The organism is Parasutterella muris, from assembly GCF_943193095.1.
GTDB lineage: Bacteria > Pseudomonadota > Gammaproteobacteria > Burkholderiales > Burkholderiaceae_F > Parasutterella > Parasutterella muris.
Genome location: NZ_CALPCV010000005.1, coordinates 89,653 through 111,541 on the forward strand (window position 1 = coordinate 89,653; position 21,889 = coordinate 111,541).

The window sequence follows — 21,889 nt, forward strand, 5'->3', positions numbered from 1 at the left end:
CTGATGACGCTGGTGCTGTCTCTAATTTGGTATGTCGCCCTGTTTCTCGGCGGCATCTATGCGATTGGTTGGTTTTGGATGAACTTGTGAGATTGCTATGAACTATCTAAACCACCGATTGCCGCCATTTGAGAGAAACTTGAAACCAACTCGCTTTTTTGCCCTCGTCAATCGTGAACTCAATGAGGTCTTTTCCTTCGGCGTCTACAAAGAAAAGTTCGTATGCGGGTGCGCCGTCTTTAACGAGAGTAATGGTTTTCAAGTACGGGTTCGGCGCCTGCTTTCCTGGGTAGTACTTCTCTGGTTCAGAGCCTACAGCGAAGAAGACTTCCGGGTAGTACGGCTCGGTAGGAAGAATCATAGGGCAATTGCATTGAATTCTATGGAAGGTAAAGTTGACCGACCCCGGCGTGAGAGTCAGATAGACGGGATAAAGCTTTTTGCCGCCAAAGTTGATCGGATGATCCAGAGAGCCTCTCAGGCTCGGTCCTCTTGCATTAGTAAGAAATTTAAAAACCACAGTGCATTTACCCAACAGAAATTTCAGTATTTCAACCAATTTATCGCTTTCCATGGCCTTCTCCCTAGCGTTTTGAAATTTAGTTTGGAACCTTTATTTTCTCACGCTTTGGGGAAGGCCTCTTAACTGTTTTTATACCGATCAATGCGGACACGGCGGCCGATTGCAACGGCTGGAGAATAGACCTCCTCCATCGCTCAGGTCCGCACCCTTTTAAAAATAATGAGGTCTAAACGAGGTCTGATATGGCTCACAATCTCAGAGAAATTGAAGAACAGATGTCGGCAGTCGGTATTGATCTGCCGCCTGGTCATGACCTGATCGTCAACGGTCGGAATTGGAGGCGATTCAAGCCCAATAACTCAAATTTCAAGCGCGGAAAGGATGCCTGGTATGGAATTTGGGAGCAATCGCTGTCAAACGGCAAAATCTATTATTTTGGTACTTTTGGAATCGGCAGCCAAACCTACAAAATCGAACACTCGAGGAAGGGCTGGACTCGCGAAGAGTGGACAGAACTCGAAAGCCGTAAAAAGGCCGATCAGGAGGTTATCGATAAGGCGCTCGAAGAGCGTCGTAAATCTGCCCGAGAGAAAGCCGCAAAGATGTGGGAAAGGGCAGCTGACTCTGTATCCGCTTCTCATCCGTATGTGAGATCAAAAAAAATCCGTCCGATCGGAGCTCGCCAGTTACGTAATCAAATCTTAGTTCCTGTGTGGAAAGAAGAGACGCTCGTCGGTCTGCAGACAATCTTCCCCGACGATACCGCTGAGGGCACGCACGCTTTTCAGAAGAAATTTCTCTCCGGTACCGAAACTAAAGGCTCGTTTGCAGTTCTGGGGACTCTGCCCGAGAAACCGGAGGTCGTTTTTTTAACAGAAGGCTGGGCTACAGGATGCTCAATTTTTGAGGCAGTCGGTCAACCGGTCATCGTCGCCTTTTCTGCCGGCAACCTGCTGCCTGTTGCAGAAACGCTGCGGGCCAAATACCCTGACTCAAAAATCTGTATCGCCGCAGACAATGACGCCCACTATTTGAGAAAACTGCGCGAGGAATGCGCCTCCAGATTCGGCATCGATCTGCAGGTGCACTCATCCAGAAGCGCCGCTCAGGATCAATGTTTTGACGGCGGCCGTGTGCGCGCGTGGTGGTCAAAAAAGGACGGAGAAGCGTGCGTCGAGTATGAGGAATGGATCGGCGACAGAACACGTCCCTCTCATCGTTCCCTGAACAATACCGGCATCGTCAAGGCCAACATTGCCGCGGCTAGAGTCAACGCCTGCGTGTTCATTCCGAGGTTTTCAAATCAGAAGACATGGGGTACGGATTTCAACGATCTCGCCTCTGAAGAAGGCATTAATGTTGTTCGCGAACAGCTCGAGTATTCGTCTGCGACGCCCGTGAGGGCGGCAAAAAGGGGTAGAAGCACTTCCAAGACGAACGAGATTACGGAAAACGACAAGACGATTCTCCGAGTACTGGCTGATCGCTACGTTGCGATTGACAATACGGACACTTGTTGGGACCTCGTTTATCACCGTCTGGCAAAAATCTCATTTATCAAACAGTACTACGGCAGCAGACTCGTTTCATCGTGGCTACAAGGACTGTTTGGAAACCGAAGAATCATTCAGCCGGAACAGCTCATTTTTGAACCGGACCCTAAAAAGGTTCCTGAAGGCTCGATTTCTATGTTTGAGGGCTGGCCTCTGGTTCCAACGTACGATACGAGTAAGTGCCATCTCCTGATCGAACACCTCTTTAAGATTTGCGGCGAAGACGAAAATATTTTTAATTGGATTTCTTCTTGGCTTGCCTATCCTCTGCAGCATCCGGGTGCCAAGATGGCTTCCGGCTTAATGATCTATGGCGAACGAGAAGGTACCGGTAAAAGTATTTTCTTCAATGTCATTGCCAAAATTTACGGTAAGTATGGCTGCTCAGTTAACCAGACAATGATCCAATCGGATTTCAATGGCTGGATATCTCAGAAGCTGTTTATGGTTGGCGAAGAGGTTGTGACGAATCAGGATAAGCGGACTCTGAAGGGGATGCTGAAAAACCTAGTCACGAATCCGACGCACACGATCAATGAGAAGGGCTATCCCGCTCGGTTTGAGGTTAATAAGACAAATATCGTCTTTCTGTCCAACGAACAGCAGCCGGGTATTTTGGACCCGAAAGATCGGCGCTATATGGCGATTCGGTTCGAAGAGTATTCACCGCCTGAATATTTTCAGGCGCTTGCTAAAGAAATCAACAATGGAGGCGCGGCCGCTCTGTATGGTTGGTTATTGACCTTAGACCTTGAAGATTTTGATGAAAACACTCGTCCGCTGGAGACAGAAGCAAGAGCTGAGCTGAAAAAGTTAGGCAGCAACAACAGCATTCGGTTTATTGAGGAATGGCAGGCGGGAGACACCCCGTTTCCTGCTGTGCCTGCGGTCGCTTGGCACCTTTATGACGCCTATCAGATGTGGTGCAAGGCGTCTGGGGAGCGTCCTGTGAACCGCGAGGTCTTTACAACTTACTGCAAGCATCGGCTTGGGTCTGCCCGAAGGCGCGTCAGTCTCTATGACGGGCCTCCTGATACATCCGTCTTCACGAACCTGGTCACGATGCAAAAACAGCTTTATTGGCCTGAAACAATCGTGGATGGAAAGTCGTGGTCGGAAGTGCCGAAGCAAAAATTCGAGGATGGTGTACTGAAGTTCCAGAGATCAATCTACAAGGCCCGAGAGAGGTTTAGAAACTATGAACCCCTTTAATTTTAATGTTCATACCCTGCCGATGTTCATACCCTGTTCAGGCGGGGAGATTGGCAGGTATGAACAGTCTTTTTTGATTTATAAACAGATAGTTATTTGTGCTGTGTTCATACTGTTCAGACCTATAGCCAAACTCCTACGTGTGCGCGTGCGCGCGAGAGGAATAAACGGATGTGTAAAGAGTGTTTCGCGCGTATGAGAGTTAATTAAGGTATGAACAGTATGAACAGATTAGTAAAAAAGATGATAAAAACAAATAAATATTTAAAAATTTGGTATGAACAAAAGGTATGAACAGGGTCTGAACAAAACACTGTTAAGTATGAACAGTGAAGAAATATTGAAAAAAGCAAAGAAAAACTAATCAGGTAAGAAGATATGAATCGCATCCAGTGGATCAAAAGGCTTTTAACGTTGTGGTTTCAGTGGAGAAACAGGATTCGCGGCAGACTCCATTGTCCGCTGGCTGTAGACAACTGTACTGGCGTTGATAAGACCCGTTGCTCGAATGATTTGATCAACGCGTCAGGAATTGATTTCCGGATGATGCAGCTGGAAAGAATAATTAGAGAACTGCCTTCTCCGCTTCGTGACGCTGTCTATGCGCTTTACGGCGGCCGTGAATGGATCGGCATGACAAGAGCCGCGAATCGGCTGCAGATTAACCGCAGAACGTTGTTTCGGTATTTATGCGCCGCGGATCAGGCGATTGAGGCCGAATTAGAGAAAACGGAGAAATCACGTGAATAGTATTAGGAAAATTCCCTATGTCCCATTTGCCTCGAAAAAAGGGCATAATTTCATAAAATTTGGCAGTGAGTGCATTAAGAGCCTCGCTAGCGCACTTAAAACTTCTCAATCATCCTCCTGTACCTTTCTTATCAAGCGTTTAACAAACGGCTGTTTAGCCTTTAATCGGGTTAATTTTCTTTGGAGGAATGATGCTTAAGTTTACTAAGGTTACGAAGCGAAATTTTTTGTATAAATTTTTCGTTTGCTTTGCAGGTATCGGATTAGCCGGAGGCGTCGATCATTTTATTGAGACGGTGATTCCGGCTCCCCTTCCGATGAAAATAGTTATTTCGCTATTTGTGGTGTTTTCGTTCTTTATTGCGAAAGAACCTTAAGGAGTTTGGCAAGCTCAATCAAAATTGTTGCTGTGGAAGCTTGGATAAGAATGAATTTAGCCGTGTTTTTTGCTTTTTGGCTTAATGGAAGGTTTTTATTGAGAGTGGCAATGTATTCCTTAGGTTTTTCCCCTTTCAAGAGAAGGATGATTTCATGTAAAGCAAAAAATTCATAATAATTCTGAAATTGAATATTAAGAATATGCGCGTTTTTGATTACTTTAAATGCTTCCATGTCAACCCAATGAGTTGCGACCGGGCTATTTACCGGGGACATGACGGACATATAAGTAACCGGCGGAAACACTACAGATTGAACATCTTCAGAGAGGGTATCAATAAGGTCTAAAACTCGGGAACGTTGTTCTTCAGTGAGGTCTTGGAAGAAATCTGTTAAAGGTTTTTGCATTGAATTATTCCTTGATTATGTGTGGAAACTTAATCATAAAGGAAAGGCTTTCCCGGCTGTGCCTAACAACCGGGCCAATTAATGTGAATTTATGCCAGTATTTCCGTTAAAGCACTGCGCCTATCCCGGCTGCGGTGCACTTTTCCGTAACTCCGGTTCCTACTGCGAGCAGCATAAGCAAATTGCTCAGGACGAAAGATCAGACCGCCGTCGCCAGCTCGATCAAGAAAGAGGGTCAGCAGCCTCTAGAGGATATTCCTCTGCATGGAGAAAAGCCCGGGAAAGTTTTCTGGCTCGTCATTCTTTCTGTGTCCGATGCGAGGCCGAAGGTTTTCCACGATTGGCTACGGTAGTAGATCATATCATTCCGCATAAGGGGGATAAACGGTTATTTTGGGATCGAAATAACTGGCAGCCTCTGTGCAAAAGACATCACGATCTAAAGACGGCTGCTGAAGATGGCGGCTTCGGAAACACCAATCGCTATTCATAAGTTCTTATCGAAGGAAACCAAAAGGATGCTATGAAAATAGATACAGCTTTTTTATTTACGACGATATTTGTGGCTGCGTTTTTTACGCTTTCTGGAGGACGCTACGAGCAGCTGTTTGTCAAATCCCTTGCTTATGGGTGGATTTTGCTTTGTTTGTTGAATGCTTTGTACTGGTTGTTGAAAAATTACTTCAATAAATTCTGGAAAGGAAGCAGGAAGAGGAATTCCAAGGAAAGCTAGGAATGTATACAGACTATAAAGGTAAAGGATGTAATTAAAGATTTTCTTTGCCTGTCTTTTGACTCTTCTTGCATTGCCTCTCTTTTTGGACCGCCCGAACTTGCTTAACAGTACATTCCCATACTCTTCTTCCGGGACGCCTTCTAAGGATTTAAGAATCTCTCGTATAGGAGTTTTGGAGTCAATCTTTCCAAAATATGCCTTGCATTTTTCAAGCCTCCGAAGGTTAAAGAGCAGCTCTTCAGTGCGTGGGGTGTTCAGAAGTTTAATGGGACGATTTACAATGGTATTCAGTAAAGAATTGGTGTTTGAAAAGGGTTTTAAACTCTTAACAATAGATGACTCAAGAGAGTGGAAAATTTTTGCTTGGTCTAAGCCAATTTGAGATAACTGTTTGTCTATGTCAGCAACTTTTTGAAACAGTTGCGAGATGTCTTTTTGAAGCTTGGATGTTCCTAAAAAAACATCTAAATCAGGTAGCTCCTCTGATTTATTGATTTGTTCAAGGTAATGAAAAAGCCTCTGACTTTTTGAATGAAAGTCAGTTAAAGGTTTTGTCAAACTTTCGCAGATATTCGATAACGAGTCGAAGAGCTTATCCCATTCTTGAAACAATAGTGAAGAAGAGGCAGTTATCCCCCTCCAGTTGGTTTGTGAAAGCTGCGAAGGAGCGGGACCGTGAGATTTATTTGAAGTCATATTTTTCTTTTGTCTGTTAATACTCGGATTTTATAAAAAAGAAGGTCTTTTCCCTAATAGGGAGGGGTGGTGAAAAAGTGAAATGACGAGATCATTTGAGACCGCGCCCTCAGTCAAATTTTTGAGCGTGCAAAATTGGAAAATTTTTAACTTTTGTCTGTTTAGTGTTTAGGGAGTTCTCTGGTGACGAAAGGAAGAAAACGGACCCCGACCGAAATCAAGAAACTACAGGGTACCGCTCAGCCGTGCCGGATTAATAAATTTGAACCGAAGGTGAACGGGCGGATTACCGATATGCCGGGGGCGCCAGACTATTTATCCGAAGAGGCTAAATGCCATTGGAAATTTATTTTGGAGCATGAGGGTGGCAGCTGGGTTAAGCAATGTGACCTCGCAATGTTCGAAACATACTGCGAACAGTGGGCTGAACTAGTCCGTTATCGGCGCGAAAGAAAGCGCTTGCGCGTGCAGATCGAAGAGGCGGAGAAAAAAATCGAAGAGCTCCGCGTAGCGGAGAAATACAGTAGTGCGATTTCCATGATTAAGTTTCGGGATGAACTCTGGGAGAGGGATAACTTTTTGGCTAACTTGATTGTGAAGTGCATACAGCCTTTCAAGTCAGTTGCCTCTGAGCTCGGCTTTACGCCGTCATCTCGTTCTCGGGTGATTGCAACCGGAGAAACACCGGGACAGGTTGATACAAAAACTTTGTCTCTTTTCGATGATAAAGCCGTGGACGATTGTCTCTCAGAGGTTGACTACAGGACGGTGACATGACGAACTACGTAGCGAAGGCTAATTGGTACATCGACAAGGTTTTGTCGGGAGATATTCCTGCCTGTATGTATGTCCGCCAGGCATGTACCCGCCAAAAATCCGATTTAGAGCGCTCCGCGCGGGAAGATTGGCCTTATCGGTTCGATGCGAGGGCGGCAACCAGAGTCTGTTTGTTTATCGAGCATCTTAGGCATGTGAAAGGTCCGCTTTCAGGGCAGACGATCACTCTGGAGCCTTGGCAATGTTTCATTCTTACAACAATCTTCGGCTGGCTGCGTAAAGACAGCGGAAAGCGCCGATTCAAGAGAGCGTATGTAGAAGTGCCTCGCGGCAACGCGAAATCTACGCTGTCAGCGAGCATCGGTTTGTACATGATGGCGCTTGACGGAGAGGGAGGTGCTGATTGCTATTCATTTGCGACTACCCGTGAGCAGGCTAGAGAAGTTTTTGATACTGCTCGTGATATGGTCCGGCGTTGCTCAGATGTAAGTCGAGAACTTGGCATTAAGGCGTTGGATTATTCGATAGTTCAGCTTGCCAGTAATTCAAAATTCGTTGCGAAATCCGCTCAAGGCAGCACGTTAGACGGACTCAATACACATTTTGCCTGTATTGACGAGCTCCATGCTCATAAAACACGCGAAGTCTATGACGTGGTTGAAACGTCTATCGGTAAGCGGCTGCAGCCGTTGTTGTTTGCTATCACGACAGCCGGATTCAACTTATCCGGAATCTGTTACGAGCTAAGGAACTACGTGATCGAAGTTTTATCCGGAAAAAGTGCCGGCGGGGATGATCAGTTCGGAATTATCTACTCGATTGATAAAGAAGATGAGTGGACAAGCGACAGTGCGCTGATCAAAGCCAATCCGAACTGGGGCGTCTCGGTCCATCCGGAAACGATTAAATCATTGCGAGATAAGGCACTGACGGTTACAAGTGCGGTTAACAACTTTAAGACCAAGCATCTGGACGTCTGGTGTAATGCGGATGCGGCTTGGATGGATCTGACAAAGTGGAATGAGTGTGCAGAACCGAGTTTGGAAGAGTCAGATTTCTACGGTCGGGAATCTTGGTTGGGGCTTGACTTGGCATCCAAGATTGACTTGACGGCAGCTGTCAGACTCTTTCCTAAAACGATCAACGGCGTCCAGCATTTTTTTGTTTTTCCGCAGGTTTGGCTTCCTCGGGATACTGTTAATTCGGCGAAAAACGCTTCTTACTGCGGGTGGGAGTATGAGGCTCGCTTGAAGGTCACGGAAGGCTCTGTTGTGGATTTTGAAGAGGTCAAGGAGTATGTCCGGCGAAGCTGCTCAGACTTTGTCGTGAAGGAAATCGCTTACGACCCGTGGCAGGCAACACAACTTGCCAGTGAATTAACCGATCAGGGCTGTCCCATGGTCGAGGTTCGCAACAGTGTCCAGAACTTCTCCGAACCGATGAAAACCATCGAGGCTTTAGTGATGTCCGGAAGGCTTCATCATCCGGATGATCCGATTTTTAATTGGTGCGTTTCAAACGTCGTCTGTCATCGCGATGCGAAAGACAACATTTATCCGAACAAGCTGAGGAATGAAAACAAGATCGACTTAGTGGTGGCCTTAATCATGGCTTTCTATTCATTCCTGATCGGCGGCGGAAAGATTGAAAAGCCGGTGGATCTGACACCGATGCTTGATTCTCCGCTCATTTTCAATTGGTAAATTATGTTTTTGAGTTCATTTTTTTCTTCGATCGGCAATCCGTTCAGCGACAGTAAAGGGGTGCAGCGGACAGAACCGATGCTGCAGCTGGTTCCAAGGAAACGGCAGACCTCGGAAGAAACGGCGCTGCAGATTTCCTCTGTGATGGCATGCACGACACTTTTGGCTGAAACGGTGGCCTCCATGCCGATCTTCGTTTACCGCAATGACAGCGGAAACAGGGATTTAGCCCGGGAAACGGAACTTTGGAAACTGCTGCACGACGGCCCGAATGAGTTCATGACGCCAGTCGAGTTCTGGTCTCAGGTTATCTTCAATATGGTGCTTCGAGGCAACGGATACGCCCGGCTCAAACGAGAGGCCAATGATCCGTCCGGACAAGTGCTCTCGATGATGCCGCTCAACGCTCAGCAAGTGAAAACGATTTATGACGGCTCGACCCTGAGATACGAGTATCTCCATGACGGTGAATCTGAGAAGATCGCTAAAGAGTTTATGTTTCACCTGAAGGGTGTCGGCGGCCGTTTTGCCAAAGCATCGAAGCTGGATATGATGGCAGCCACGATCAGCGAAGCAGCTGATGCTCAAGAGACTGCCTCAACACTGTTCGGCAATGCAAATAAGCCGAGCGGTATCTTGAGTTCGGAAGGCACGCTCGACAAAGAGCAGAGAGAGCGCCTTCAAACAACTTTCTACGAAATGGCCAACGGTAGCCAATCCGGTTTGTACGTGCTCGAAGGCGGTCTGAGTTATACGCCTCTGACGCTTACGCCGGCTGAAACTCAGCTTTTAGAAACGAGACGCTTTTCCGTGGAAGAAATTTGCCGCTGGTTTGGCGTTCCTTCAGTTCTGGTTGGATCAAACTCGGCTACGACATGGGGCAGCGGTATTGAGCAGATTATCTTGGGTTTCCAAAAGTTCACTTTGTTGCCGTTATGCCGGCGAATTGAGCAGGCGGTGAGAGCTCGCATCATGACGCCGGAGGAATTCACGCTCTACACAGTGGAAATTTCTATGGATAACTTGCTTCGAGCAACCATGAAGGAGCGCATGGAAATCCACGGGAAAGCCATTCAGTACGGTGTTGAAACCGTTAATGAAGCACGTCAATACGAAAACTTGCCGCCAGTGGAAGGTGGCGATGTCAATTTTGCGCAGTCGGCGCTGAGGCCTATTTCAGCATTGGCCAAAGCAACGGTTGACCAAAAAACTAAGGAGCCAGATAGTGTCTAAAGAGCTGAAAAAGGATCAGACCTTATCCGTAAGATTAGAAGGCGTGGAGGTAAAACTATCCGATGACAAGAAGATCGGAGTGATCAAGGGCTACGCCTCAGTCTATGACAACTTGAATTGCTATGGGTTCTATATAGCTCAAGGAGCTTATAGTTCAGCACTGAAAAGCTTGACTTCTACCCCGAAGATGTTCTTCAATCACGACTATTCTGCAGTTCCGGTTGGTCATTGGACTTCTCTCAAAGAAGACGATAAAGGTCTTTATGTTGAAGGAGAACTCACACTCGGAGTCGGAGCTGCCGCCGATATTTATGAGGCGCTCAAAGCCGGAACTTTAGACGGTTTATCCGTCGGCATTCGTTTGGGTGAATACGTCGAGGATGACAACGGCAATATCAAGGTTTTGAGCATTGCAGCGCTCTACGAAATTTCAATCTGCAGCTTCCCTGCTGACGGCCAGGCAAGGATTGCAGAAACTCTCTCGAAGGATTCTCTAGACGAAACCATCGAGAAGATCAAGACGCTAAGAGATTTTGAAGCCTGCTTGAGGGATTCTTGCGGCTTTAGCCGGAAACAAGCCTTGTCGCTTGTTTCTCGCGTGAAGAAGGTGCTGAGCGAAGAGCGGCGGGACGCTGCTTTGGCTGAAGCATTAAACAAGGTGCTCGGGGTTGCCGAGCGAATCGATAAAGTACTCAGTGGGAAAATTTAAATGAACGAAGAAATTGAAAAACTCTTGTCCGCAATGACCAATATTGAGGACAGATTAGGACAGCTGTCTACGACCGAAGAAACCGAAAAAGTCAAGGCAGAGCTTGCTGAACTTGGTAAAAAGCAGCTTGGTCTTGCAGAAGAAATCCGTCGCCTCAAACAACAGCAGCCGGGAGGCTCTGATTCTGTTAAAGCGCCTCTTACTCTCGGAGCCAGAGTGGTAGCCGACGCTGGCTATCTGGAGTTTGCGGCTGGCAAAGGTAAAGGTTTTTCTGTCACACTGACGGATCCGAATCCTGTCGGCACGGGCAGTACGGTTGATTCAAAGGTTTATCCGGATCAGCGTATTCAGGGCATTATTGGTATCGGAGCGGCTCCTTTAACGCTCGAAGATACAATTCACCATACTCCGACGAGTTCTAAGGCGATTGTCTACTCTCGTGAGAAGAAATATGTCAACAATGCTGCAGAAGTAATTAACGGCGTTGATTTAATTCCGCAGTCTGAAATCGAGTTCGATACCCAGACGGCTAACGTGAAGGATATTGGGAATTGCTTCATTGTGACTAAGGACCTCATGGAGGATTCTCAGGCTCTTGCTGATTACATTAACTTCCGAGTCCAGTACGGCGTTAAGCAGCGCGTTGAAAGTCAGCTTCTGAATGGTGATGGTACTAATGCTAACTTAAGCGGTCTTCTGATGACCGGAAACTACACGCCACACGGCTTTGATCCGGCAGCTAATCCGGAAATTACGAATCAGGTTGATTTGATCGGTTTTGCGGCTCTGGCAGTTAAGTCTGTTGGTCTGACTCCAAATGTGACGATCATGAATCCGGTGGACTACTTCAAGCTTCGCTGTCTGAAGGATTCGAACGGCCGCTATCTGTTTAGCGATCCGATGGGTCCGTCTAACCGTCCGGTCTGGGATACCTATGTTGTTGAAAGCTCCGCAATGCCCAAGGGTAAGTTTCTGACGCTGGATACCAACATGGCCTGCATGATCTATGACCGTAAGGAAACAGTCGTGGAGTTTGGATATGAAGACGGCAATAACTTTAGAAAGGGGCTGGTAACGATCAAAGCTGACCGCCGTTTGGCTTTTGCGATCGAACGTCCGAGCGGTATCGTCGGAGGTGACCTTGTCTTAACAAAGACAAATACGACCGAATAACAGATTGTTATCTTTGAGGCGGGCGACCGAAAGGCCGCTCGTAAGCTCATGTATGAATCAAAGGCAATAGTATCAATTGTCGATGCAGACTATCTTCGGCGGTACTTACGGATTGATGACGACTCAGAAGATGCATTCTTGGAAGAATTGGGACGAGCTGCAACAGAGAATCTGGAGCATCGTTTGAAACGACATGTCATCGCTCGCAACTCATCCGATTCCGAGGCCGTATGTACGGATAAAGAAAGTGTTCCGGCAGCTCTTCGCGTTTGGGTGGGCGCCAGTGTTGCTTTTGCTTATACAAACCGAGAGTCTGACAGCGAGAAGTCCTTCACGAGTACACCCTATTTCGAAAGGTTAATAGATCCGTGGAGAGCTTATAAATGATTGAACCTTTATCCGGAGATCTGAACCGGCGCTGCTCAATTTACTCATCCAAGCTTCTTCCAAACGGCAAGTCCGATCACTTAACCGAACGCACACCGCTTTGGCGGTGCTGGTGCAAAGTTGAAGTGATAGGCGGATCGGTCTATTGGGACAACGTTCAAACAGAAGAGTCGATTACTCATCGCATTTTTGTTCGATATGTCAAGGGAAAGACTCGCCCGCAGGATCTTCCGAGATTGATCGAAATCGAGTGCGAGGGAGTTTGGTATCGAGCAAAACGAGTGACTGACTGCAATAGCGCAGGTCGCTTTACTCTTTTTGAATGCGAGGTGCTCAATGCAGCCGTTAAGAATTGAAGCCGAGTTTGCCAGGCCCTTGAATTTTGCTGACTTTGATAAGAAGGCAATGCGCAAGGGGTTTAGAAAGATCGGGCAGGACGTTTCAAAAATTGCGAAGAAATTATCCGCAGAGAAAGGAGTGTCTCTGCCGGGCCAGTATCCGGGAAAGCAAACGGGGATTTTTCAGAAGTCGCTAAGCTACAAGGTGTCGCGATCGGGTTTTTCGGTGGCGATCAAACCATATTTAAAGGGCAAGCAGGTGTCCGCAGCATTCAAAAGTCGGGGTTTTTATCCGGCTTTTGTCGTTTATGGGCATGCCGCCCCGAAAAAATCCAAGCGCGGGAAGGGGCATGCTAAGCAGTCTCCTGCGGGAAAGCTCGTCAAGCCAAGAGCAAACCCGATTCCGGCAGCGGTTGAATCCTACGGCAGAGTTCAGTTTCAAAGCGAAGTCTCAAAGATTCTGCAGAACGCTTTCAAGCCCGGACCTATAGGGAGCTTATTGAAGTGAAGTTAAAACCCATTATTGAGGAACTCAGAAATTACTGCCCGTCTTTTGAGCAAAGGGTCTACGGAATAGGGGCTTTTTCTCAGTTAAGCGAATCAGTGTCAACCGAGGCGATGCCAGCCGCGTTTGTTCTTCCTGTTTCAGAGGATCCGCAAGATCCTGCGACATCTTCAAGATATCGGCAGGTTGTGAGATTCAGGTTTGCCGTTCTCGTCATGGTCTCCAATACGGAAGACGAGCAGGGTCTGACGGCGTGGGAAGCGGCCGATGACTTAAAAAAGGAAGTCTTCAGAGCGATTCTGGGTTCCGATGACATTAAGGCGGGCAAAGACTGGATTCAGTTTGAAGGGCTGTCGATTGCGGAGATAAACCGGGCGGCTCTGACCCTTCAGCTTGATTTTTCCTGCGAGTATGAAATCAAGGATGAGCAGACTCGTCATGGTGCAGATATTGACCGCTTGGGCAGATTCCTGAGGATGTACACCGATATTGACGTGATTGCCGAGAAGGGACATCCCGACGGCAGAATTGAAGCAAAAGTTTTAATTGATTTGGAGAAAACTAAATGAGCATTTCATTTAACAACATTCCGAGCGACGTGAGAACGCCGCTTTTTTATGCGGAAGTCGATAATTCGATGGCTAACTTAGCCACTTCGACTCAAACGACCCTTCTTATTGGTCAAATGACCGAAGGTAAGGCAGAGCCGCTTGTGCCGGTTCTGGTTACCGGAGAAAGTCAGGGTAAGGATTTATTCGGCCGCGGTTCTGAATTAGCCCGAATGAATACCGTTTATCGCAAAAACGACCCTGCGGGCCAAGTCTGGGCGATTCCGTTAAGTGATCCGGAAGCGGCCGCTGCGGCTTCGGGCACGTATACGATATCGGGTCTTCCTACTTTAGCCGGCATTTTGAGTGTTTATATCGGAGCTGACCGCGTTCAGGTTCCGGTTGGTGTAGATGATTCTCCGGCTGATGTCGCTTCGGCTATTGCTTCGGTCATTAACGGCAAGCCGGATCTTCCGGTTACGGCAGAAGCATCTTCCAGCGCAGAGGACGCGGAAGTCGAAGAAGGATATGTAACCGTCAGCGCTAAGAATAAGGGCGCAAACGGCAATGACATCGCTTTAGGCTTGAACATTCAGGGCTACGGAGCAGGCGAAGAGACGCCTGAAGGATTAAGCGTAAAGATCACTCCGATGGCAGGAGGTGTAGGCGCTCCTGATTTCGAGACGCTGGATATTGCCCGCATCATGGGAGATGATCAGTACGACTTCATCCTGATGCCGTACTCAGATACCGTATCTCTGGACTATTTTAGAGAGGTCATGAATGATACGAGCGGCAGGTGGGCGTATGACAAGCAGATGTACGGTCATGTTTATACCTGCAGACGAGGTTCGATTAACGAGCTGCAGAAGTTTGGAGCGGCCCGCAATGATCAGCACGCTACGATTATTGGTATTGAGCCGGATGTTCCTTCTATGGCAATTGAGGTCTTAGCGGCCTACGGGGCGCAGAACGCGGCTAAATTGTCTATTGATCCGGCTCGTCCCACTCAAACGTTAGAGCTGATCGGCATCACTTCAGCGCCTCACGGCAAGCGCTTTACCATGAGTGAGCGCCAAGTACTTCTCACAAACGGTATCGCCACCGAGTACACGGAATCCGGCTACATGAGAGTGGAAAGAGCCGTCACGACGTATCAAAAGAATCGTTTTGGTGATGAGGATAACTCGTATCTGGATTCCGAGACTCTGCACACGCTTGCCTACATCATTCGAGCTTTGAGAAGCTGTATTACAAGTAAATACCCGCGTCATAAGCTCGCAAGTGACGGTACGCGGTTCGGAGCCGGTCAGGCAGTGGTTACACCATCCATTATCCGCGGCGAACTTATCGCTATGTATACCAAGCTCGAGGACAAGGCGATTGTAGAAAACGCTGATTTGTTTGCTAAGTATCTTGTCGTGGAGAGAAACGCAGATGACCCCAACAGAATCGACGTATTGCTGCCGCCTGACCTGGTTAACCAGTTAAGAGTCTTTGCTGTATTGGCTCAGTTCCGTCTTCAGTTTAACGAATAAGAGGTGATTTAATGTCAAGAATTGCAGGAATCTGCCACATTACTGTCAACGGCAGAACGATGGATATCTCCGGAGGGCTGACCATTCCGCTTTCGAAAACCACAAAAGAGAGCATTGTGTCGACCAACGGCTCCGTTAATTACAAGGAGACGCCGATCGCGCCGTACATTGACGGAACGTTCCTAATGGATGAAGACTTCCCGATTGAAGAACTGTCCACTATGGACACGGCAACGGTGGTGGCTGAATTGGCTAACGGCAAGAGCTATACGCTCTCAGAGGCCTTCATTGAAGGAGAGATGAACTATGACAGTGACGCGGGAACTGTCGCAATGAAATTTGTGGGAACTAACGGGAGGTGGTCGTAATGGCTTCGTACGTACTGAAGACGCCTATCACTGTTTCAGGCAACAGGATAGAAAAAGTGGATCTGCGTGAACCGACCTTTAATGAAATTTGCGATCTTGGCCTGCCCGGTGATCAAACCGAGCCGGATGGAAAGCTTAAATTGCTTCGCAAATACCTTGTGGTCTGTTCAGGTCTTCCGGAGGAAGCTGTCGGCGCACTGGGGATTAGGGACGCCATGGCCCTAATCGGTAAGGTGTCTGATTTTTTTACAAGTACGGACTAGCGCGGAAGAAAACGGCCGTGAAAGTTTTTTACAACACGGCCCGCTTCTGGGGAGAACGACCCACGGAGCTCTCAAGAGAGCCTTTTTCAAGAGTGATTGAGCTTGCGAAGGAGGCTCTTCGCATTATGGAGGAAGATAAAAAATGGCGGGAAAAGAGTACAGCCTCAAGGCCATCCTTTCCGCGACGGATAAGATAAGCCCCGCGCTCAAGAAGATAGACTCTAATTTCGGAAAGCTCGGGCGCTCCTTTTCCGCCTTAGGCAAATCCTCGGCCGCTTTGGCCGGTAAGTTCGCTTTGCCCCTGACAGTCTTAGGCGGAGTTGGCGGCTTCAGTCTAAAGTCGGCAATGGATAAGTTCACCTCTCTGGGCGATTCTATCGATAAGGCCAGTAAAAGAGCCGGCGTGAGCGCCGCTTCTTTACAGAAACTTCGCTATGCTGCCGGACTCGGAGGTATGTCAGCTGAGCAGATGGATCAAGCTCTGGTTAAGCTGACTTACAACATGGGGAAAGCAGCCAGAGGAGAAAATAAGGAGCTCGCAGCTATTTTTAAGCGCTTGGGTGTCTCTCTCAAGGATTCTAAGGGAAACATTCGCGATGCGGCCGATGTCATGCGCAATCTTGCTCAGGCGGTTAAGAACAATGAATCTCCTGCGGTAAGGCTCAGAATTCTAACGGCCGCTGTCGGCGATGATTTGGCTAAACAGCTGATACCGGTATTGGAGAGCGGAGCGGCAGGGCTCGATGACATGGGCGGCGAGGCAGAGAAGCTTGGCATTGTCATGTCCGATAAGATGGTGGCTGATTCTGCCCATCTTACGGACACACTGAGTAAGTTTTCTCAGGTTTTAGACGGTGTATCGGCCACCATCGGCGCTTCGCTTGCTCCGATCATCGAGAGCATTGTCAAGAGGCTTCAGGATTGGATAGTTGCCAATAAAGATTTAATTGCTCAGAGGCTGGAAAAGATCTTTGAAAAGATCTCTTCGGCCATCGCTCAAATTAACTTTGAGGCAGTGGTAAACGGTATTTTCAACTGTATCGACGGATTCATGAAGTTTGTGGACTCGATCGGCGGATGGGACACGATTATCAAGGGATTTGGCGCTGCCATCGGTCTAATGCTTGCCGGGAATATGATTAGCCTCGGTCAATCGCTTTACGGCGTGGGGGCTTCGTTCGTCTCCGCGTTCGGTCCATGGGGCGTGATTCTTGCCGGTGCAGTCGCTGCCGGTGTGGCTTTATGGAAGAACTGGGATGAAATCACGGCTTGGTTTGAGAAAACCTTCCCGGACTTATCAAAGGTTTTAAGCGGTTTGCCTGAAGGGTTTTCTATCGCCTGGGACAATGCTTGTAAGAACATCCGCGCACTTTGGGACGGTCTTTGCGCGACATGGGACAGTATTAAAAACACTTTTTCATGGGAAGGAATCAAAGGCTCGGCAAAGAAAATGCTCGGATTTTCTGCTCAGGAGAATCATCAGGCGCAGGCTCCGATGCTGGACTCCTCTCAAGTCTCTTCTATGACTCAAGGTTTGATGGGGCCTAGGACTGAGATTGATAACCAGCTGACTGTCAGAGTCGAGGTTCCGCAGGGATTGAACGCTCAGGTAGAAAAAACAGACTCCAATGGAGGAAATATGAGAGCAGAGACCGGAAATTATGCTTTTGTGGGAGCTGACTGATGAACGCGCCGGAATTAAGACGCGCCTCCTTTAGAGGGGTGCCCTTTGAGGTTACAAGTTCAGATTTTAAGGTGGGCAGGCGGACTCAGACTTTTGAGTATCCGCAAAGAGATACGCCGTTTACCGAAGATTTGGGACGCTCTAAAAGGACTATTACGCTGACTGCGTATGTGATAGGAGCCGACTATATTACCCGGATGAAGCGTCTGATTGCGGCTTGTGAAAAACAAGGGTCGGGCAGGCTTATTCATCCGTGGCTTGGTACCATGGAGGTGGTGGCCGTTGATCTTACCTCCCCGAAGTTTGAATCCAACCGCCTCTCCACCGTCACACTTAACTTTGTTGAAAGCGGCAAGTTAGAGTTTCCGAATTCGATTGTTGACGCGGGTTCGCGCTGTTTAAAGGCCGCATCCGCGTTAAGCAATTCCGCCTTTGACGAATTTATCAAAGAATTTGATATTGCCGGAGCTCAGGACTTTGTTAAGAAGACGGTGGGAGAGGATTTTACAAAGCTTCTTTCAGCAGAAAGTTTGAATCGAATCTATCAAGCGTTCGATTTGGCTGATGACTTGGCTGATTTAGCTAACGATGCGATTACATTAGTTAGCGGCTCTCCGGGCTCATTGGGGCAAAGGCTTATGGATGTTCTTGGACTTCAGGGCTTTGCCTCTACTGTTCATGCCTGGAGCGATGTCGCCAATAGATTCAGCCTGCTTACGAAGGAGTCATCTTTGAGCAGCGCGGAGTCTGCAGTAGCTGCTTCCAGGACAACAAGCGAGAGAATTGAGGCGGCCAACGCGGCAATCCAAACGCTTGTAAGGCAGTCCGCTATTTCAAACGCGGTGCTCGCCGCTTCTGAAGTAGGCTCCGAAAACGATAGAGCAGATACATCTGTGGCGGTTCAAACAGCTCCGTACGACGATTTGATTTTGGTTCGGGACAACATTCTTGAGGCGATTGATTCCGAGATGTTTAGAACCCGAAACGATGCGGTCTATGAAGCGTTAAATCAGGCTCATTCCGCAGTGTATGAGGCAATTACGCAAAGAGCGGAGAATCAGGCAAGGCTCGTAACGTTTACGCCTTCGGCGGTGACTCCGGCGCTGGTTTTAGCTTATGACTATTACGGAGACTCAACCAGAGAGCCGGAGATTGTCGGGAGAAATAAGATCCGGCACTCAGGTTTTGTGCCGTCGGTGCCGCTGAAATTGTTGAATGAGTAATGAGGAAAGCTAAGTGAGGAGAGATCGGAATATTCTGTACGATATTCTGAATGTATGCGCACAAGGGTATGAGTGGTCAACGTATTACCCCGGGCGAGGCTATTCAGAAGAAGAATTTAAATACCACTTGGATCTTATTTGCAGGGAAAAGTTAATAGAAGGTCCGAATCTTACATGGAAAGGAAATGATGTGCTGGAGGAGATCGAATCTCAAATGTATTGGGAGCACAAAATAGCGGTTTGGGAGAAGGAGCGACATGCCAAAGAAAATCTCAGATAACACCGTAACTCTTTTTGTCAACGGCAGAAAATACGAGAACTGGTTGGATGTGAGTATTACCTGCACGCTTCAAAGCTTGGCCAGAGTCTTCTCCGTTAGGTCAACCAGAAGTAAAGAAGACCTGACTATAGGTATTCAGCCTCAGGATGAGGTGAAGGTATTTATTGGGGACGATCTTGTTCTGACCGGTTACGTTACTAAGCGGGAGGTAAGTTATTCTGCCTCCGGAATCAGCATTACTATCTCGGGCGCGAGTAAGACGGTCGACTTACAGGACTGCTGCATGCCGCACGGGATGGCGAACTCCTACAAGAATCAGACGCATGAGCAGAACTTAAAGGCGGTGTGCGCTCCGTTTGGAATTGGCGTTGTGGATCAAGTGAAATCGGTGGATAGGAGAAATTTAGAGTTTTCCCCGACGGAAACTGTAGGTGCTGCCGTGACCCGATATCTTCAGAAGAACGGAATTCTGCTTACGGATGATGAGGCGGGTAACTTGGTTATTGCTCAAGCCGGATCCGGAGGTAATGCACACGACACTCTGGAACTAGGGAAGAATATTCTTGAAGGTAAACGTACTCAGGATGCGTCGAAGAGGTTTAGTGATTACGTTACCTTAGGACAGGCCGCCAACCCGACCAGTGAGCTTCCGGTGTCGGCTAATCATCTCAAAGCGACGGCCCGAGATCCAGAGGTTCGGCGTGCAAGGTGGTTTGTAAAGCAAGAGCCTGGGAACGCTTCGACGGAGATTCTTCAGAAAAAGGCGGAGATTATCAAAGATATGAACGCAGGGGAGTCCGATACATTAACCTACAAAGTTCAGGGTTGGCGGCAGAACAACGGCGAGCTGTGGAAGGTTAATACCAAGGTTAGTATTTTCGATTCTTTACTGGAAATAAAAAATATACCGTTATTGATTAGCAAAATTGGATACAGTTTGTCGTCTGCAGGATCAACCGTCGAACTCACGTGCATTTCACCTCAAGCATTTCGACTGCTGGAAGAGAAGGACAGTAAGACTATTGGAGAAACATCGAACTTGTCCGAAATAAAGATTGGCTCTGGTAAAATTTAATTTATCTTTCGGAGGTTGATATGTCGATTCGGTTGTTGTTCGTGTTTTTCTTACTGACAGTCGCGAGCAGTGCATCAGCTGATGTTCGTTATTTCATTAATGAAAAAGGACAGCAAGACTGGGTCTTCGACCCGGATTACAAAGATCCAGCGCTTCATATCACCGAAGAAGATATGAAAGGTATGGTGCACGTTAGTCCCGAGCAAAAACGAAAGATGGATGAAAAGATTTTCAAAGAAGCTCTGGAGAATGAGATCACCGCTCGAATGTATCAGGATCGAGTTGCAACAAGAGAACAGGCTATCAAAGATATTCTTTCTGGCGTTCCTAGGAAAGTCCGCTGAGTTGAAAAATGCACGTCGCCCGCCTAATTCGGCGGGTTTTGTTTTTGCCAAACCGCTAATCCGACAAGCGAGCTTCCGGTATCAGCTAATCATCTTAAAGGAACAGCTTAAGATGGGTGGGTTAAGCGTGCAAGGTGGTTTGTAAAGCAAGAGCCTGGAACGCTTCGACGGAGATTCTTCAGAAAAAGGCGGAGATTATCAAAGAAGTGAATGCGGGAGAGTCGGATACTCTAACTTACAAGGTTCAGGGCTGGAGACAGAGCAATGGAGAGTTGTGGAGGGTTAACTCAGTTATTGGGTTTAAAGATCCGATGCTGGGACCATTTGAGAACGCTTCGTGGATCACAACACAAATCACATACTCTCTGAGTAGTAGTGGAACAACGTCAGTAATGACATTAAGTACAAAATCTCGCTTTAATTTATTTTCTGAACCTGACGCAAAAAAGATTAGAATTGAGGAGAATAGTGATATAAAGAAAGACAGTGGAAAGACTTAAAAGTCGAGGTGGTAGATATGAAAAAGATTCTTTTTGCTTTAGTTCCTCTTTGTTTCGTACTGCCTTCTTTTGCGGGTACTAAATGCGATCGCACTCCTGAAGGCTACGAAACTAATTGTGTACATATTCCAGGATGGAAGGATCCGGCCTTGTATGCCACTGAAGAAGATATGAAGGGTATGGTCTACGTCAGCCCGGAGCAAAAACGAAAGATGGAAGAAAAGATTTTCCGCGAAAAACTGCAAGCAGAGATAACCATACGTAAGTCCCAAGATTTTAGATTAGACGATGCAGGAGCCCTTGCTGAAATCTTGGCTGGTAAACCGCGCAGATTCTAATTGCATCTTTTATAGACTCACCCGCCCAATTCGGCGGGTTTATTTTTGCCTAACGAAAATGAATTTAAAAGCTTTAATAAACAGAGCGACGCTCTCAGCCAAGAACGGAGCTCGAAAACTTCGAACACTGCAGATTCAGCTTCTGGGTGGAGATATCAGAGAGTCGGTAGAGCATTTTGAACCATACGGTTTTACTTCTGAGCCTCATGTCGGAGCTGAAGCTATTGGATTAGCTTTAGGCGGGGATCGTGATCAAACTCTTGCCGTCGTTGTTACGGATCGCCGCTATCGCCCGACTGATCTGAAAGATGGAGAGGTTTGTGTTTTTGATGATCTTGGAAGAAAAATCTATCTCTCTCGCGACGGGATAAGGGTAGAGGGCGTTTCCAGTCCGGTCTTGGTAAACACTTCGGCCTCGGTGACAGTAGATGCTCCTTTGACAAAATGCACGGGAAATCTTGAAGTCGGAGGCAATATCGTTGCAAAAGGCGACATCAAAGATAAAGGAGGCGCTTACTCTATGGCCGGTATGAGAGGAACTTACAACGGTCATACGCATAACGGCGGAGCAACTCCGGACCAAAAGATGTAATGCAGAACAAAAAATTAAGCCCGTTTGAGCAGCGAACTCAGGCGGGCTCTTTCAC

At 47.5% G+C, this 21,889-nt stretch carries 25 protein-coding genes; 22 read left to right on the forward strand and 3 right to left on the reverse strand.

Annotation, left to right across the window (positions count from 1 at the left end; all coding sequences use genetic code 11):
* Positions 1-106: 106 nt before the first annotated feature.
* On the reverse strand, positions 107-574 hold the full coding sequence (locus NFR90_RS03335; RefSeq protein ID WP_251450703.1) for a hypothetical protein: 468 nt from the start codon (positions 572-574) through the stop codon (positions 107-109).
* Positions 575-765: 191 nt separating this feature from the next.
* Here NFR90_RS03335 and NFR90_RS03340 point away from each other — a divergent pair, with 191 nt between their 5' ends.
* Both NFR90_RS03340 and NFR90_RS03345 read left to right on the forward strand, forming a co-directional pair.
* Entirely contained in the window at positions 766-3,288 is a 2,523-nt protein-coding gene (locus NFR90_RS03340; protein ID WP_251450705.1) for a DUF5906 domain-containing protein, read from the forward strand.
* 378 nt (positions 3,289-3,666) lie between these two features.
* The gene (locus NFR90_RS03345) at positions 3,667-4,038 is read left to right on the forward strand and encodes a hypothetical protein (protein ID WP_160336010.1); all 372 of its coding nucleotides are present in this window, start codon (positions 3,667-3,669) and stop codon (positions 4,036-4,038) included.
* Between the two features lie 357 nt (positions 4,039-4,395).
* Here NFR90_RS03345 and NFR90_RS03350 read toward each other — a convergent pair whose 3' ends face one another.
* Positions 4,396-4,824, reverse strand: a complete 429-nt coding sequence (locus NFR90_RS03350) for a hypothetical protein (protein ID WP_251450707.1) — start codon at positions 4,822-4,824, stop codon at positions 4,396-4,398.
* Between the two features lie 91 nt (positions 4,825-4,915).
* Here NFR90_RS03350 and NFR90_RS03355 point away from each other — a divergent pair, with 91 nt between their 5' ends.
* Positions 4,916-5,317, forward strand: coding sequence for an HNH endonuclease signature motif containing protein (locus tag NFR90_RS03355; RefSeq protein ID WP_160336008.1), 402 nt, complete (start codon positions 4,916-4,918; stop codon positions 5,315-5,317).
* A 51-nt stretch (positions 5,318-5,368) separates the two neighbouring features.
* On the opposite strand, the gene NFR90_RS03360 is transcribed toward NFR90_RS03355, so the two are convergent.
* Complete coding sequence (locus NFR90_RS03360) at positions 5,369-6,256, reverse strand: hypothetical protein (protein WP_251450708.1); 888 nt, start codon at positions 6,254-6,256, stop codon at positions 5,369-5,371.
* A gap of 183 nt (positions 6,257-6,439) precedes the next feature.
* Between NFR90_RS03360 and NFR90_RS03365 the strand changes: the two genes are divergently transcribed.
* The 19 genes from NFR90_RS03365 (at position 6,440) to NFR90_RS03445 (ending at position 21,834) form a co-directional block, all read left to right on the forward strand.
* Positions 6,440-7,033, forward strand: coding sequence for a P27 family phage terminase small subunit (locus NFR90_RS03365; RefSeq protein ID WP_160336006.1), 594 nt, complete (start codon positions 6,440-6,442; stop codon positions 7,031-7,033).
* Positions 7,030-8,736 (forward strand): terminase large subunit, encoded by a 1,707-nt coding sequence (locus NFR90_RS03370; protein ID WP_160336005.1) that lies wholly within the window; start codon positions 7,030-7,032, stop codon positions 8,734-8,736. The genes NFR90_RS03365 and NFR90_RS03370 overlap by 4 nt, the downstream gene beginning before the upstream one ends.
* Positions 8,737-8,739: 3 nt before the next feature.
* Complete coding sequence (locus NFR90_RS03375) at positions 8,740-9,969, forward strand: phage portal protein (RefSeq protein WP_251450710.1); 1,230 nt, start codon at positions 8,740-8,742, stop codon at positions 9,967-9,969.
* The gene (locus NFR90_RS03380; protein ID WP_251450712.1) at positions 9,962-10,678 is read left to right on the forward strand and encodes an HK97 family phage prohead protease; all 717 of its coding nucleotides are present in this window, start codon (positions 9,962-9,964) and stop codon (positions 10,676-10,678) included. Before NFR90_RS03375 ends, NFR90_RS03380 begins: the two co-directional genes overlap by 8 nt.
* A complete protein-coding gene (locus NFR90_RS03385) occupies positions 10,679-11,851 on the forward strand; it encodes a phage major capsid protein (RefSeq protein WP_251450714.1) in 1,173 nt (390 codons plus the stop codon). It begins immediately after the preceding gene.
* A gap of 48 nt (positions 11,852-11,899) precedes the next feature.
* Entirely contained in the window at positions 11,900-12,238 is a 339-nt protein-coding gene (locus tag NFR90_RS11650; protein WP_160336001.1) for a head-tail connector protein, read from the forward strand.
* Positions 12,235-12,594 (forward strand): phage head completion protein, encoded by a 360-nt coding sequence (locus NFR90_RS03390; protein ID WP_251450716.1) that lies wholly within the window; start codon positions 12,235-12,237, stop codon positions 12,592-12,594. Before NFR90_RS11650 ends, NFR90_RS03390 begins: the two co-directional genes overlap by 4 nt.
* Entirely contained in the window at positions 12,575-13,084 is a 510-nt protein-coding gene (locus tag NFR90_RS03395; RefSeq protein ID WP_160336407.1) for a hypothetical protein, read from the forward strand. The genes NFR90_RS03390 and NFR90_RS03395 overlap by 20 nt, the downstream gene beginning before the upstream one ends.
* Positions 13,081-13,650, forward strand: coding sequence for a phage tail terminator protein (locus NFR90_RS03400; RefSeq protein ID WP_160336408.1), 570 nt, complete (start codon positions 13,081-13,083; stop codon positions 13,648-13,650). The genes NFR90_RS03395 and NFR90_RS03400 overlap by 4 nt, the downstream gene beginning before the upstream one ends.
* A complete protein-coding gene (locus NFR90_RS03405; protein WP_251450718.1) occupies positions 13,647-15,167 on the forward strand; it encodes a phage tail sheath C-terminal domain-containing protein in 1,521 nt (506 codons plus the stop codon). Before NFR90_RS03400 ends, NFR90_RS03405 begins: the two co-directional genes overlap by 4 nt.
* An 11-nt stretch (positions 15,168-15,178) precedes the next feature.
* On the forward strand, positions 15,179-15,535 hold the full coding sequence (locus NFR90_RS03410) for a phage tail tube protein (protein ID WP_251450720.1): 357 nt from the start codon (positions 15,179-15,181) through the stop codon (positions 15,533-15,535).
* Positions 15,535-15,798: a phage tail assembly protein gene (locus NFR90_RS03415; protein WP_160336386.1), complete on the forward strand. Its 264-nt coding sequence runs from the start codon at positions 15,535-15,537 to the stop codon at positions 15,796-15,798. The genes NFR90_RS03410 and NFR90_RS03415 overlap by 1 nt, the downstream gene beginning before the upstream one ends.
* A gap of 142 nt (positions 15,799-15,940) precedes the next feature.
* Entirely contained in the window at positions 15,941-17,482 is a 1,542-nt protein-coding gene (locus tag NFR90_RS03420) for a phage tail tape measure protein (protein ID WP_251450722.1), read from the forward strand.
* Entirely contained in the window at positions 17,482-18,705 is a 1,224-nt protein-coding gene (locus NFR90_RS03425; RefSeq protein ID WP_251450725.1) for a DNA circularization protein, read from the forward strand. Before NFR90_RS03420 ends, NFR90_RS03425 begins: the two co-directional genes overlap by 1 nt.
* A gap of 257 nt (positions 18,706-18,962) precedes the next feature.
* A complete protein-coding gene (locus tag NFR90_RS03430) occupies positions 18,963-20,060 on the forward strand; it encodes a phage baseplate assembly protein (RefSeq protein ID WP_160336397.1) in 1,098 nt (365 codons plus the stop codon).
* A 20-nt stretch (positions 20,061-20,080) separates the two neighbouring features.
* The gene (locus NFR90_RS03435; RefSeq protein ID WP_160336396.1) at positions 20,081-20,404 is read left to right on the forward strand and encodes a hypothetical protein; all 324 of its coding nucleotides are present in this window, start codon (positions 20,081-20,083) and stop codon (positions 20,402-20,404) included.
* 134 nt (positions 20,405-20,538) lie between these two features.
* Positions 20,539-20,904 carry a phage baseplate assembly protein gene (locus NFR90_RS11655; protein ID WP_371873845.1) on the forward strand — a complete coding sequence of 122 codons (366 nt, stop codon included), beginning with the start codon at positions 20,539-20,541 and terminating at the stop codon, positions 20,902-20,904.
* A gap of 17 nt (positions 20,905-20,921) precedes the next feature.
* A complete protein-coding gene (locus tag NFR90_RS03440) occupies positions 20,922-21,242 on the forward strand; it encodes a hypothetical protein (RefSeq protein WP_160336395.1) in 321 nt (106 codons plus the stop codon).
* A 58-nt stretch (positions 21,243-21,300) separates the two neighbouring features.
* The gene (locus NFR90_RS03445) at positions 21,301-21,834 is read left to right on the forward strand and encodes a phage baseplate assembly protein V (RefSeq protein ID WP_251450727.1); all 534 of its coding nucleotides are present in this window, start codon (positions 21,301-21,303) and stop codon (positions 21,832-21,834) included.
* Positions 21,835-21,889 lie beyond the last annotated feature (55 nt).

Excerpts from the sequence above, each read along its gene's own strand:
- NFR90_RS03415 (WP_160336386.1), top strand. The coding sequence starts at position 15,535 with ATGGCTTCGTACGTACTGAAGACGCCTATCACTGTTTCAGGCAACAGG.
- NFR90_RS03345 (WP_160336010.1), top strand. The coding sequence starts at position 3,667 with ATGAATCGCATCCAGTGGATCAAAAGGCTTTTAACGTTGTGGTTTCAG.
- NFR90_RS03335 (WP_251450703.1), bottom strand. The coding sequence starts at position 574 with ATGGAAAGCGATAAATTGGTTGAAATACTGAAATTTCTGTTGGGTAAA.
- NFR90_RS03410 (WP_251450720.1), top strand. The coding sequence starts at position 15,179 with ATGTCAAGAATTGCAGGAATCTGCCACATTACTGTCAACGGCAGAACG.
- NFR90_RS03370 (WP_160336005.1), top strand. The coding sequence starts at position 7,030 with ATGACGAACTACGTAGCGAAGGCTAATTGGTACATCGACAAGGTTTTG.
- NFR90_RS03360 (WP_251450708.1), bottom strand. The coding sequence starts at position 6,256 with ATGACTTCAAATAAATCTCACGGTCCCGCTCCTTCGCAGCTTTCACAA.
- NFR90_RS03445 (WP_251450727.1), top strand. The coding sequence starts at position 21,301 with ATGAATTTAAAAGCTTTAATAAACAGAGCGACGCTCTCAGCCAAGAAC.
- NFR90_RS03355 (WP_160336008.1), top strand. The coding sequence starts at position 4,916 with ATGCCAGTATTTCCGTTAAAGCACTGCGCCTATCCCGGCTGCGGTGCA.
- NFR90_RS03405 (WP_251450718.1), top strand. The coding sequence starts at position 13,647 with ATGAGCATTTCATTTAACAACATTCCGAGCGACGTGAGAACGCCGCTT.
- NFR90_RS03395 (WP_160336407.1), top strand. The coding sequence starts at position 12,575 with ATGCAGCCGTTAAGAATTGAAGCCGAGTTTGCCAGGCCCTTGAATTTT.
- NFR90_RS03390 (WP_251450716.1), top strand. The coding sequence starts at position 12,235 with ATGATTGAACCTTTATCCGGAGATCTGAACCGGCGCTGCTCAATTTAC.
- NFR90_RS03420 (WP_251450722.1), top strand. The coding sequence starts at position 15,941 with ATGGCGGGAAAAGAGTACAGCCTCAAGGCCATCCTTTCCGCGACGGAT.
- NFR90_RS03425 (WP_251450725.1), top strand. The coding sequence starts at position 17,482 with ATGAACGCGCCGGAATTAAGACGCGCCTCCTTTAGAGGGGTGCCCTTT.
- NFR90_RS03435 (WP_160336396.1), top strand. The coding sequence starts at position 20,081 with ATGTCGATTCGGTTGTTGTTCGTGTTTTTCTTACTGACAGTCGCGAGC.
- NFR90_RS03385 (WP_251450714.1), top strand. The coding sequence starts at position 10,679 with ATGAACGAAGAAATTGAAAAACTCTTGTCCGCAATGACCAATATTGAG.
- NFR90_RS03340 (WP_251450705.1), top strand. The coding sequence starts at position 766 with ATGGCTCACAATCTCAGAGAAATTGAAGAACAGATGTCGGCAGTCGGT.
- NFR90_RS03350 (WP_251450707.1), bottom strand. The coding sequence starts at position 4,824 with ATGCAAAAACCTTTAACAGATTTCTTCCAAGACCTCACTGAAGAACAA.
- NFR90_RS11650 (WP_160336001.1), top strand. The coding sequence starts at position 11,900 with ATGTATGAATCAAAGGCAATAGTATCAATTGTCGATGCAGACTATCTT.
- NFR90_RS03440 (WP_160336395.1), top strand. The coding sequence starts at position 20,922 with ATGAAAAAGATTCTTTTTGCTTTAGTTCCTCTTTGTTTCGTACTGCCT.
- NFR90_RS03375 (WP_251450710.1), top strand. The coding sequence starts at position 8,740 with ATGTTTTTGAGTTCATTTTTTTCTTCGATCGGCAATCCGTTCAGCGAC.
- NFR90_RS03430 (WP_160336397.1), top strand. The coding sequence starts at position 18,963 with ATGCCAAAGAAAATCTCAGATAACACCGTAACTCTTTTTGTCAACGGC.